The organism is Amycolatopsis sp. NPDC114503, from assembly GCF_055633655.1.
In genome coordinates this window covers 136,356-148,547 of record NZ_JBVKDT010000009.1, presented here as the reverse complement: position 1 = coordinate 148,547, position 12,192 = coordinate 136,356, and the positions used below count along the sequence as shown (strand labels likewise).

General features: G+C 68.7%; 10 protein-coding genes. 6 read left to right on the top strand and 4 right to left on the bottom strand.

Annotated elements, in window-relative coordinates; translation table 11 throughout:
* Window positions 1-54 precede the first annotated feature (54 nt).
* On the bottom strand, window positions 55-1,071 hold the full coding sequence (locus ACZ7OI_RS34060) for a LacI family DNA-binding transcriptional regulator (protein WP_470268200.1): 1,017 nt from the start codon (window positions 1,069-1,071) through the stop codon (window positions 55-57).
* Between the two features lie 431 nt (window positions 1,072-1,502).
* Between ACZ7OI_RS34060 and ACZ7OI_RS34055 the strand changes: the two genes are divergently transcribed.
* Window positions 1,503-1,994, top strand: a complete 492-nt coding sequence (locus tag ACZ7OI_RS34055) for a hypothetical protein (RefSeq protein WP_470268199.1) — start codon at window positions 1,503-1,505, stop codon at window positions 1,992-1,994.
* Window positions 1,995-2,346: 352 nt separating this feature from the next.
* Here ACZ7OI_RS34055 and ACZ7OI_RS34050 read toward each other — a convergent pair whose 3' ends face one another.
* Both ACZ7OI_RS34050 and ACZ7OI_RS34045 read right to left on the bottom strand, forming a co-directional pair.
* Window positions 2,347-5,295, bottom strand: a complete 2,949-nt coding sequence (locus ACZ7OI_RS34050; protein ID WP_470268198.1) for a trypsin-like serine protease — start codon at window positions 5,293-5,295, stop codon at window positions 2,347-2,349.
* A gap of 137 nt (window positions 5,296-5,432) precedes the next feature.
* Window positions 5,433-6,302: an XRE family transcriptional regulator gene (locus tag ACZ7OI_RS34045; protein ID WP_470268197.1), complete on the bottom strand. Its 870-nt coding sequence runs from the start codon at window positions 6,300-6,302 to the stop codon at window positions 5,433-5,435.
* Window positions 6,303-6,429: 127 nt separating this feature from the next.
* Here ACZ7OI_RS34045 and ACZ7OI_RS34040 point away from each other — a divergent pair, with 127 nt between their 5' ends.
* The 3 genes from ACZ7OI_RS34040 to ACZ7OI_RS34030 all read left to right on the top strand — a co-directional run bounded on the left by ACZ7OI_RS34040 (window position 6,430) and on the right by ACZ7OI_RS34030 (window position 8,945).
* On the top strand, window positions 6,430-7,317 hold the full coding sequence (locus ACZ7OI_RS34040; RefSeq protein ID WP_470268196.1) for an XRE family transcriptional regulator: 888 nt from the start codon (window positions 6,430-6,432) through the stop codon (window positions 7,315-7,317).
* 142 nt (window positions 7,318-7,459) lie between these two features.
* On the top strand, window positions 7,460-8,002 hold the full coding sequence (locus ACZ7OI_RS34035; RefSeq protein ID WP_470268195.1) for a CHAP domain-containing protein: 543 nt from the start codon (window positions 7,460-7,462) through the stop codon (window positions 8,000-8,002).
* Between the two features lie 469 nt (window positions 8,003-8,471).
* Complete coding sequence (locus ACZ7OI_RS34030) at window positions 8,472-8,945, top strand: GDSL-type esterase/lipase family protein (protein ID WP_470268367.1); 474 nt, start codon at window positions 8,472-8,474, stop codon at window positions 8,943-8,945.
* 128 nt (window positions 8,946-9,073) lie between these two features.
* On the opposite strand, the gene ACZ7OI_RS34025 is transcribed toward ACZ7OI_RS34030, so the two are convergent.
* Entirely contained in the window at window positions 9,074-10,033 is a 960-nt protein-coding gene (locus ACZ7OI_RS34025) for a LysR family transcriptional regulator (RefSeq protein WP_470268194.1), read from the bottom strand.
* Between the two features lie 270 nt (window positions 10,034-10,303).
* Between ACZ7OI_RS34025 and ACZ7OI_RS34020 the strand changes: the two genes are divergently transcribed.
* Both ACZ7OI_RS34020 and ACZ7OI_RS34015 read left to right on the top strand, forming a co-directional pair.
* The gene (locus ACZ7OI_RS34020; RefSeq protein ID WP_470268193.1) at window positions 10,304-11,524 is read left to right on the top strand and encodes an FAD-dependent monooxygenase; all 1,221 of its coding nucleotides are present in this window, start codon (window positions 10,304-10,306) and stop codon (window positions 11,522-11,524) included.
* A complete protein-coding gene (locus tag ACZ7OI_RS34015; protein ID WP_470268192.1) occupies window positions 11,521-12,141 on the top strand; it encodes an NADPH-dependent F420 reductase in 621 nt (206 codons plus the stop codon). The genes ACZ7OI_RS34020 and ACZ7OI_RS34015 overlap by 4 nt, the downstream gene beginning before the upstream one ends.
* Window positions 12,142-12,192 lie beyond the last annotated feature (51 nt).

The window sequence follows — 12,192 nt, the reverse complement described above, 5'->3', positions numbered from 1 at the left end:
TGTTAGCGCTAACATTTCGAAGGTTCTGCGTCTTGCCGGATATAGCCGTGCTGCTTACCGGGGTCCGGTGCTGTCCCGGACGATCAGATCGGGTGCGACGAGGTGGCGGATGCCGGGATCGCCGCCTTCCATGCGTTCGACGAGCAACCGGAAGGTCCGCCGCCCGACCTCGATGAAATCCTGCCGGACGGTGGTGAGCGGCGGGCTGAAGTACGCCGCCTCGGGCACGTCGTCGAAACCGGCCACGCGAACCTCTCCCGGCACCGCGATCCCCGCCTCGGCGAACGCGCGCAACACGCCCAGCGCCATCTGATCGTTCGCGACGAACACCGCGTCGGGGCGGGTTTCCGCGACCAGGCGACGCCCCGCGTCGTAGCCGGAACGAGGACTCCAGTCCCCGCGCAGCGGCGGCGGCACCCGTGCGCCGCGCCGCTCGAGCGCTTCCTGCCAGCCGCGTTCCCGCTCCAGCGATTCCAGCCAGTCCTCGGGCCCGGCGACGTGCCACACCGTCTCGTGCCCGAGCGACAGCAGATGCTCGGTCACCCGGCGGGCCCCGTCGTACTGGTCGACCGAAATCACCGGCACCGGCACCGATTCGCCGCCGCCGACCGCGACCATCGGCACGTCGGCGGGCACCTGCCGCAACGCCTCGCCCGCCGCGACGTGCGGCGCGATCACCACGATCCCGCCGACCGCCTGCCGCCGCAGATTGTCCACGGCCTCCGCGAACGACGACCGGCGAGGACGGCTGACGCTGGAGATCGTGACTCCGTAGCCCTCCTCGCGGGCGGCGTGCTCGATCCCGTACAGCGTGCTCGCCGGACCGTACAAATTGGACTCCAGCGCGACGACGCCGAGAATGCTCGACCTGCCGGTCGCCAACGTCCTGGCCGCCGAATTGGGCCGATACCCGAGCTGGTCCACCGCGGCGAGGACCCGCGCCCGCGTCTCCGCGCGGACGGGCCCGGTGTCGTTGACGACCCGCGAGACCGTCATGTGCGAAACGCCGGCCATCGCCGCCACTTCGGCAAGCCCCGGCTGGCGTTTGGCTGAAGACCCGTCGGTGGGCATCCCCGCACCTCCCTGGGCTCGCGGGTTTGAGCATGGCAATGTTAGCGATAACAGCGGCCAGGTCAAGCCCCTCTGTCCGGCGAAGGACGCCGGGTTCCCGGAGCGCGGGCGCTTGCGGAGCGGCAGTGGCTCCGGCTGCTGAGGGGCGATTCCGCTGACAGCTGTCGTGACTCCGCTGATGCGGCGGCTGCGGCGCACTGGCCGGTGGCCGTCATCGGGCTGTTCTGTAAGGTGCGCGGAGACACTCCCTCAAGCGGGAGGGCGGGTATCCCTCCTGCTGCGAACAAATATGGATACCCGCTAATTCTGATGCTAAACCAGAATTGTGCGTGACGACGAAGAATATGTCCGACCTCGTAAGTTCTGGACAAAATCTCGCGTTTCGTTGTGCGCTGCCGCCCGGGCTGTGCCAGCTTCGTCGCATGACTGATATGCCTGCTTACCCTTCCTCGTCCTCCGACCGGCCCGCCGAGTCCGCTGGCTTGCCGGATCGGCCCGGAACGATCACCGGCGCTTTCTGGGCGTTCATCGCCGCGACGCTGGTCGGGGTCGTCGGCGGGGTGCTGCTGTTCTTCTCGAGAGATTCGATAGCCGACGCGATGCGCAGAGCGAACGGGCAGAACGGCGTCCGGCTCACCGACGCCCAGATCGACCAGGCGGTGACCTTCGGCGTCGCGTTCGGTGCGGTGATCGCGCTCGTGTTCGCGTTGCTGCATCTGCTGTTCGCGTTCAAATTGCGCGCGGGCCGGAACTGGGCCCGGATCGTGCTGACGGTGCTGACGGCACTGCAGGTCGCCTCGCTGCTGGTCGGGCAGGGCACGCTCATCGGGTACGTCAGCGCGGTGTGCGGCGTCGTCGGGGTCGTCCTGTCGTTCCTGCCGGAGTCGAGCCGGTACATCGCCGCGGCGAAAACTGTTCACTGACCGTCGTTTCTCTCTCGCCGGGCTCGGAGGCGGTTGCCCGGAAGACCACCGAGCAGGTCCGGGTGCTGATCGTCGTCATCGGGACGGTGATCGGCGAGATGAGCGACGGCGCGCACACTGTGCCGCGGACGCTGGCCCGGCGAAAGGTCTTTTCTTCGCAGCGCGATCGGAGGAATGCTTTAGCTGACCCGGGGTAACAGAAGTTCGGTTGCCTGGATAAGTGGTTGACCGACCCGATTCCGCGGCCGGACGTCGAGGACGCGGCAGGCCAAAACGGCACTCGAGGCCCACCGGTCCTGAACGAGGCAGACGCCGCCCCCGGTGCGAGGACGGCGTCTGCCCGGCAAGCAACTCAGCCGAAGACGAACCAGAAGAACGCCGCCGTAGCGGTCTTCCCGGAAGCGTCGGTCACCGTGACCGTCACCTGCCTGCTGTCAGCACGGGTCGGGGTCCCGGAGATGACTCCGGTCGCCGGGTCGAGCGTCAAGCCGGGGGCGAGTGCGGTCGACGTCCACCGGTACGGGCTGGCGCCCCCGGAGGCTTGCAGCGGCAGGTTCACCGCTTTGCCGGTCCAGCTGTTCTGGTTGCCCGGGTTGGCCAGCGTGAGAGCCGAGGGCTGTCCGCCGGTGACGGTCAGCCGGTAGTGGGTCGTTTGCGTCGATTTCGCGCTCTTGCCGGAGATCGTGACGTCGTACGTTCCGGCGGGGGTGGTCGCGCTTGTGGCGATTGTGAGCGTCGAGTGTCCGCCGAGGTCCACGCCGGCCGGGCTGAACGCGGCCGTCGCGCCCGAGGGCAGGCCGGCGGCGGTCAGGCTGATCGCGCCGGACGGCGGCGGGTTGTCGCCGCCCGGCAGGTGCGGGGCGAGGTCCGCGGCGTAGGCGGAAACCCGGGCGTAGACGGCGTACCAGTCGCACGAGGTCGACATCCACGAGAACACCCCGACAACCGTGTTGCCGACCAGGTACGGCCCGCCGCTGTCGCCGACGCACGCGCCCGCGTGGTGGTCGGCGTACCCGGTGCACAGCATCGCCGGGGTTTTGTATTCCTCCTGCCCTTGCGGATCGGTGAACCGGCCCTTGCAGGCGCTGTCGTCGGCGACCGGGACGTCGGCCTGGCGCAGGACGTTGCTGTAGGTGTTCGCGCCGGTTTCGCCCCAGCCGATCGAAATCCCCTTCGTGCCGGGGGCGTCGAGGCTCGGGTCGGTGTTCAGCTTCGGGTACGTGATCCCGGCGGGGACGGGCATGTCCTTGTCGAGGGTCACGACCGCGACGTCCGCGCCGGCGCTCCAGTCCGTGTAGCTCGGATGCACCCACTGCGAGGCGATTTCCGCGGTGGTGCCGGTGTTTTGGGTGAGGTCGTCATCGCCGTAGACGAACCATTTGTGGCCGGGTTTCTCCAAGAGGCAGTGTGCGGCCAGCAGCACCGTGTGCGGTCCGAACAGCGTGCCGGTGCAGGACTGCTGCCCGGGGAAGGCCGAACCTTCGCGGCGCATCGAGATGATGAACGGGTGCTCCGCTGTCGTGGTCGGAGTACCGCCTACGACGCTCGGCGAAGCAGCGGAGGGGGCGTTGGCGGTGATGGTCGTGCTCGCCGAACTGCCCGCGGCGACGCTGCCGGAGGAAGGCGAGGCGGACAGCGTGAAGTCCTGCGCCGGAGGCGGGGTGTCGCCGCCGGTCAGTTTCGCGGCCAGTGCGTCGGCCTTCGGGGAACCCCAGCCGGTGCACAGGTCGTAGCCGGTGCCGGCGTTGTAGGTGCCGTTGCCGCCCGAGGTGACGTCGTGGAAAGTCGAGGCGTAGTCGGCGGAACCGGCGATCTTGTAGATGCTCGGGTTGAGTTGCCCGAGCCGGGATTTGCCGCCGGCGAGGGACTTCTGGTTCAGCATCGCCGCGTAGCCCGCCCAGAGCGGGGAGGACAGGCTGGTGCCGCCGACGTCGAGCCACCCGCCGTTCATGGAGACCGAAAGCGCTCCGGCGCCGTAGTCGGCCACCATCGAGACGTCCGGGACCGAGCGGTACTTGTTCGTGCCGGGCTGCCAGTCCGGGCGGTCGTAGATCTTCGAATACCCGCCCCCTGACCGGGTATTGCCGCTGCCGCCCTGGTTCCAGCACGATTCCGACTGCCACGTGCCCGCGCTGTCGGACGTCCGCAGCTGGGTGCCGCCGACGCCGGTGAACAGCGGGTCGCTCGCCGGGTAGTCGGCCTGGATCGTCTGGTTGTCGCCCTGGTAGCCGCAGCCGGTGCCGCCCCAGTCGCCGGACGCCGAGAACATCGGGACGCCCTGCGCGGCGAGCTGGGTGTAGGAATCGTGCGAGGCCGCGATCGGGCTGGATTCGCAGATCTCGCCGTTGAGCCACGAACCGGAAAGAACGGTGATCTTGTTGTCCGAGGCGATCTGCGCCATCTCGTGCACCCACGCCTGGTCGGAGTTCGGCGCGGAGTAGACGACCTGCTTGGCCTTCGGGGCGGTCGCCGCGACGGCCTGGACGTCGAGGGTGACCTCCAGCTGGTCGCTGCCCGGATTGGCGACCCCGCCGTCGACCTTGACGATTTCCGGCGTGACGGCGGGTTGCTTGAAATACTGCGTCCACGCGTCGATGTCGGATTGCTTGAACGTGTCGAATTCGATCAGTCCGACCGTTTCGCCCGAACCGTCGTAGCTGCCGGAGACGCCGGTCATGCTGTAGGCGGTGCGCAGCTGAGCCGGGGTGTAGCCGCCGCCCGGACCGGACGGTCCCGCCGGTGCGCTCGCCCGGTGCGCGGCTCGCCGGTTCGTCAGGCCGGTGACCCCGCGGACGACGGCGGCGAGGTCCGACGGAACCGCGGTTGCCTTGGTGGCGTTGAAAAATCGCTCACCGGTGGCCGAACGGAAACCGGAAATCTGGGTGCTGAAAGCTTTTTCCACCTCGCCCGGGGTGCCGGACGCGGTGACGACCTGCCGGTTGCCGGTGACGTCGTCGATGCGCAATCCCTTGCCGGTCAAGTACTTTCGCACTTGGTCGACCGCTTTGGCGGTAGGCCCGAAGCGCTCGGTGTATTCCGCGGCGCTCAGGTAGTGGTGGTACACCGGCGAGTTCGGGTTGGCCGTGTCGGCGACGTATCGTTCGGCTCCCGCTGCGTCACGGGGTTTGAGCGCGACCGACACGGTGAGCTGGCCGGGCAGAGCGGAGCTGTCCGCGGTGGCCCCGGCGGGGACAGCGGGGGCCGCGTTCAGCGGGACCAAGGGCGGTGCCGCCATGGCCGCCGGTGGGGAAAGGGCCGCTGTGGTCAAGAACGCGGCCACGAGGAGGGCTGGGTTTCGCATGCGCTGCTCCATGGAGGTGAGGAGGAATACAGCACTGAGCACGGTAAGAACTGCGTTCCGCCCGCTGCCACGAAAAGTGGAAACCACGCGGTGCCGACCGGATTTCTCCTGGTCAGCGGACCGCGTTCACAGAATTGCTACCAGGTCCAGTCGACGCCGACGATCCCGGCGCGGACCTCGCGCGCCGCCAGCGTCACCGCGCCGCTCCCGGTCGCGCGCAGTTCTTCCACCTTTCGGCGGGGCGCGGCAAGATCCCGTTGTTCGAAACGGCGGACGCTTTCCGGGACACGGGAACCGAATTGCACCCGGCACGTGTACAGCGGAGCGGGCCGGGTGAACCTGCGGTGATATCCCCGCACCGGACCTCCGCGCGGAAACACCAATTCGTATTCCGCCGTCGCGACTTCCCCGGCGCGCAGTTCCCGGTCGAAGAACACCTCGGCGACGAGCAGCCCGCTGACGGCGTCGACCCGCGTCCGGCCCGCGCGGCAGCAGTGCCCGGCGACGAAGCGCGGAGCCTGCCGCGCGCGGTCTTCGGTCTGGTAGTAGGTCGCCATCCGGACGACTCCGTCGACCGCCGCCTCGGCCACCACGCGGACCCTGAGCAGGCGTTCCTGGCGTTCGTCGTCCACCACCAGTTCGTCGTGCACCGACCACAGCCGCACCTGGTCCTCCGGCGGCAGCTCGAATTCGAGCGACCCGGGCCGCACCGACGGCCACAGCCGGCGCCGTTCGAGCAGGGGAGTCCGCAGCGGGCGAGAGCACTGCCGGTCTTGCGGCCCGAGCAACGACGTGAGGCCGCCCGCGCCCAGCCCGAGCACCTGCTCGAGTTCGACGACCGCGTGCAGCGACGCCTCGCGTCCCGGCAGGGACCGTCCGGTGCGCCAGTAGGCCAGGGCGCTGCGCGACACCGTCACGCCACGGGCGGCTAGGTGTTCGCGGAGCCGGTCCAGGGTCAGTCCGGCGCCGCTGATGGCGGCGTCCAGTGCGTTGGCGAAGGACGGCACGTCGTCCACTGTGGCGCGTGCCCAGCGGCCGGACCAGCGTCGTTCGTCGGATATCGGCGTCGCGGGCGGGGGAAATGCGGACTTTCGTGGGTTCCGGAGCGGTGGAGCGGGGGATCATGCTGGGGGCGTGACTCGGCCTTCCGAGGGCTCGTTCGCGGTCACGCTGGACACCGCGATCGAGGAATCCGGGCTGTCGCTCGATCGGCTCCAGCACCACCTCGCCGCGCGCGGGGTCCGGCTCTCGCGCTCGGCGCTGTCCTACTGGCGGCGCGGACGGTCGCAACCGGAACGCGAGACGTCGATGGCCGCGGTCCTGCAGCTGGAAGCGGTGCTGAGCCTCGAACCCGGGACGCTCACCTCGCGGCTCGGCCCGAAAGCGCCGCGTGGGCGCTGGCTCGGCGAGCCCGCCTGCCGGATCGAACGCCGCCGGTTGTGGCCGCAGCTGCGGGCGTTCTCCGCCGAGCTGAAGCCGCCGCCGGACGGGCAGCTGTCGTTCTGGTCGATCCACGACCGCATGGTGCTCGACGAGCACGGCGGCGAGCGCGCGCTGCAGGTCCGGATGGTCGCCGAGGCCGCCGTCGACGGCGTGGACCGGCTGATGACCTACTACCAGGCCGATTCGTTCCTGACCGCCGATCCGGCCTACCGCTACGTGCGCTCGGCGCGGGTCGGCCAGGTCTGCGTCGACCGGGAATCCGGCATGGTCGCGGGCGAACTCCGGCTGGAGCGGGCGCTGGCGCTCGGCGAGGTGACGATCGTGGAGTACGAGATCCGGTTCCCGCCGGGCTCGCCGATCGACCACTACCACCGCCGGTTCACCCGGCCGGTCGCGGAGTACGTCTGCCAGGTGAGCTTCGGGCCCCGGGTCCCGCGCCGCGTCCGGTCCTTCGAACAGCGCGGACTCGGCGGTCCCGAACATCCCGGCAATCCGCTGTCCGCCGGTGCCACGCACACGACGACATTGGCGTTGCGCGACGTCCGTCCCGGCATTTACGGCACCGGATGGCAGTGGTAGCGCCAATTCTGTGAACAGCCGCCCCCGACCAGGGAAGACGGTCTGCCGCGGACCAGTCGTCCACAAAGGTCTAGTCCGGATTTGATCAGCGACTTACCGTCACGGCGCACTCACTCCCCGAAGCAGAGAAAGGCCTCTCCCCATGCGCCGATCCTCCCGTGCCGTCCTCGCCCTCGCCGCCGCCGCAGCGTTCGCCGTCAGCGCGACCGGCACCGCCACCGCCACCGCCGCGCCTGCCGCGTCTGCTGCCCAGGCGACGTCGATGGCCGCTCACTTCGGAACCGTCCCGGCCTCGTCGACCGCGAGCGCCATCGGTGACATCTACCCGGCGAAATGGCGCAACGTTCCCCAGGACTCGGTCGTCGACGACTGGAACATGTACAACCGCGAGTGCGTCTCGTGGGCGGCCTTCAACATCGCCCGCCACGGCGAAAGCGCGAACAACTACGGCGACGCGAAGTACTGGGACGACAACGCCCGCAACAACGGATACCGCGTCGACAACACCCCGACGACGGGGTCGATCGCGCAGACCGACAACGGCACCTACGGCCACGTCGCCATCGTCGACAGCGTGCACGGCGGGACGGTCACCGTCGAGGACTACAACTGGGCCGGCGACGGGCATTACCTCGTCCACGACGTGAGCGCGTCGTCGTTCCGCTACATCCACTTCTACAACTGATCCACGGGCCCTCGCGGTGACCACGGCGGCGGTCGCCGTCGCGCTGGTGCCGGGGGTGGCCGCGGCGGCTCCTTCTGGCATCGCGGCCGCCGCCCGCGACTACGAGAAGAGCGGGCCGCACCAGTCCGTCAAAGCCGCTGGCGACGGCGCGCACACCCTCTATTGCCCTGCTGACCTCTCCTCGAGCACCGCCAAGCACCCACGGTCCGAACCCCGATCTGCGTCAGGACGCCGCGGCCTGGTCGGATTTCGCGCACAACAGCCGGGCCGACAGTGCGTAGGGCGGTCGTTGAGGGTCTCGCGTTCACGGCCGTCGTCCTCGGGTGCCAACCGGCCGGTGCCACCGAGTCTCCGACCTCGATGGCCGCGCTCGGCGACTCGATGACACGGACATCGCGAACCACAACTTCGCGGTGACCGGCGCCCGGAGGAAGGATCTGCCGAGACAGGCGAAGGCAGCCGCGTCGACCTGGTCACCGTCCTGATGGGCAGCAACGACGCCTGCAGCGGCGGGACTGAGACGGAGACGTTCGCGAACCAGTTCAAGGAGGCGATGACAACTCTGCGGCAAGGGGTGCCCGGCGCTCAGGTCAAGGTGGTGTCCATTCCGGACATTTACCAGCTCTGGGATGTCTTGCGCACCAACAAATCCGCAGTCGCGAAATGGGGCACCTTCCACGAATGCGATGCGCTGCTGGCGAACCCGGCCTCGACTGCCCCCGCTGATCAGCAACGCCGGGAAGCTTTCCGGCAGCGGATCGTCGACTACAACGCCCGGCTTGCTGCGGTTTGCGCTGAGTTCGCTCAGTGCCAGTACGACGGGGGTGCGGGTTTCGCGGCTCGGTTCGATCCGAGCGATGTGTCCACTGTGGATTACTTCCACCCGAGCGCCAAGGGACAGGCGTTGATCGCTGGCGTGGCCTGGAAAGCCTTGGGCTCCTGATCGCCGGAAGCGGTGCCGTCCCCGCAGGTGGATTGTGCCTGGAGGGAGCGGCCGAGGTCATCCGCCTCGGGTCGGCGGCAAACGCGGCGACCGCGTCGGCGAAGGGAAGCCAGGACGCCGAGGAATTCCTAACGCTCCGGTACGGACGCGGCCGTGTCGTCGGATGCCGTCCGAGCCGGGATCGCGTCGGCGAGCCCGTGCTCGCCGAGCCGCTCCGCGGCGAAGTCGAGAAGGGCGGAGGCGCGCGGAGTGAGCTTCATGTCCGCGGGCCAGATCCCCACTACGTGGGAAACCGTGACCGGGGGTTCGAGAGGCCGGATGACGACCGGTCGTCCCTCGATGCTCATGGGGAGCGCGTGGGGCCGGGACATGAGCAGCCCGTACCCGAGTCCGCGGCCCACCAGGGCCTCGACGAGACCGATCTGGGAGACCCTGGCTTCGATCTTGGGCTCCAGGCCGCGCGCGGTGAACGCGTCCGCCACATTGCGGACGCCCGGTGTCGCGTCGTACTGGATGTAGGGCTCGTCGGCGAGATCCGCCAGGTCCACTGTTTCGGCTGCCGCGAGCGGATGCCCGGGAGGCAGGTGTGCCTCGAGTTCTGTCGCATAGATCCTGCGGCGGCGGCATCCGGTCGGCAGCGACACGTCGTACACGAGGGCCACGTCGAGACGCCCTGCCTCGAGATCGGAGAGCAGCTCTTCGTTGGTGCCTATCGTGATCCCGATGCTCACGCCGGGATGCCTCTTGGGGAAGCCCTCGAGAAGCTCCGGCACCACGTTCGCGGCGAAGCTCGAGTAGCAGCCGAGCCGCACCGGACCCCTCAGTTCCTGTTCGCGCCCGGCGCTCAGGACGAGTTCGTGCGTGTCGGCGACGATCTGACGAGCCCGTCTGGCGAAATCCTGGCCGGTTGGAGTGAGCGTGAGCCCTCTGGCCTTGCGCCGCACGCACAACTGCTCGCCTACGGCGCTCTCGAGGCTCGACACGGCCTGTGACAGCGCGGACTCCGAGATGTGCAGGTGCGCCGCGGCCGCGCTGAGTGTGGGGAAGTTCGGCAGTGCCGCGAACAGCTCGAGTTGCCGCAGGCTCACCTCGGAGATGGCTGCCCTTCCCCTTCTTCAGTTCAACCGAATTACATCCTCACATTACCACGATTTACACGCAGACGAAGGCCTCGCATCATAAGGGGAACAGCTTCCCGATCCCTCCGAACGGAGGGCTGGCAAGGACTTTGGGGACAACGGTGTGCTCCTCCATGGCCGCAGGCGACTCCGTCTCACCGCCGCGCCGCAGGCTCCGGTGAGAGGCGTATGTGTCGCGCGAGTCAGTCAAGGAGAAGCGAAGTCAGGCAAGGAGAAGCAGTGGCAAGTGATGACACCCGAATCGCGATCATCGGCGGAGGGATGGGCGGGCTGACGGCCGCGATCGCGCTGCGGAAGATCGCCGGAGTCCGGGCCACCGTGTTCGAGCAGGCGGGCAAGCTGGGCGAAGTGGGTGCGGGGGTCACGGTCGCGCCGAACGCCGCGCGCGTTCTCGAGAGACTGGGCGTGCTCGATCGGATCAGGCGGGTCGGAGCGGTCCCGGACGGGCACGGCGTCTACTTGAACGCCATGGGCGGTCTGGTGACCGACGCGGCATGGGAGGACTCGGCCAAGCAGTACCAGAACATCGGCATGTACCGCCCGGACCTGATCGACGCCTTGGCGCGGGAGGTCGATCCGGCGACGATCCGTCTCGGCCACCGGCTGGTTTCGATCGAGACGCTGGGTTCCGGCGTTCGCGTCGAGTTCGAGAACGGCGCGGACGACGTGTTCGATGCCGTGATCGGAGCGGACGGCATCCATTCGGTGGTGCGGGGAGCCGTCGGCCAGTTCCCTGAGCCGGTCTACTCCGGGTACATCGTCTATCGCGGAGTGGTCGACGCGTCCCGCCTGCCCGGCGACTGGCGCATGATCAGCCAGGTGTGGATGGGCAACCGGAGGCACTTCATGTGCTATCCGCTGCAGCAGCGGAAGCTGTTCAACTTCGTCGCCGGCATCCCGAGCGACCGGCCGCTCGACGGGGCCTGGTCCGGCCCGGCGGAGGTCGGCGAACTCGCCGCCGAGTTCGCGGGCGCGGACTGGGACCCGAAACTCCAGGAGTTCATCGGGCGCATCGAGCACACCTTCTGGTGGGGCCTCTTCGATCACGAACCTCTCGCCAACTGGTCCCGAGGGCCGATCACATTGCTCGGCGACGCGGCGCACACGATGCTGCCGCACCAAGGCCAGGGGGTGAACCAGGCGATCGAGGACAGCATGGCGCTCGCCACGTTCCTCGCGGCGGCAGACAGCGTCGCCGACATTCCCGAGGCGTTCAGGCGCTACACCTCAGTCCGCATGCAACGCACGGCGATCCTGCAGAACGGCTCTCGCCGGGCCGGCGCCATGTTCGACGCGCAGTACGAATTCGCGGACCTCAAGAAGCGCGACGCCGATCTCCGGGTCGGGCGCGACTTCCGGCGAAGCGCGGTATTCGACTACGACGCGCAGAAGGTGGCCGAACAGGCGCTCAACCGATTTCAGGGGGTTCCGGTCGCATGACCTCGATCAGCATCATCGGCAGCGGCAAGATGAGCGGCGCGATCGCGGAGGTCGCGACCCGGGCCGGCGCCCGCGTCCAGATCATCAAGCGCAGTGCGGAAAGCATGTCCGCGGCGCGTCCGGGTCCCGACTACGGCGTCATGGGCGACAAGCTCACCGGAGACCTGGTCGTGCTCGCCGTTCCCTACGGGGCGTACCCGGGCATCGTCGAGCACTATCGGGACCAGCTCCGCGAAAAGATCGTCGTCGACATCAGCAACCCCATCGATTTCTCCACCTACGACCGGTTGGTCTCGCCCGCCGATTCGTCCACCGCGGCCGAACTCGTGAAGCTGCTGCCTGCGGGCACGGCCGTCGTCAAGGCGTTCAACGTCAATCTCGGAGACACGCTCGTCAGCGGCACGAACGGCACGACGCGCACAACCGTCCTGTTCGCCGGCGACTACGCGGACGCGAAGATGGCCGTCGCGGCGTTCATCGAGGCGGCGGGAATGCGCGCGGTCGACGTCGGCCCCCTCACCCGCGCGAGGGAACTCGAGGCGATGGGATTCCTCCAGATCGTGGTGGCGGCGCTCGGCAAGACGCGGTACGAGTCGGGCTTCGCGCTGCTGGAGTGAGCGGCATCGATTGCCTCCGCGTGATCCGGTGAACGGGGTTCGGCCGACCTG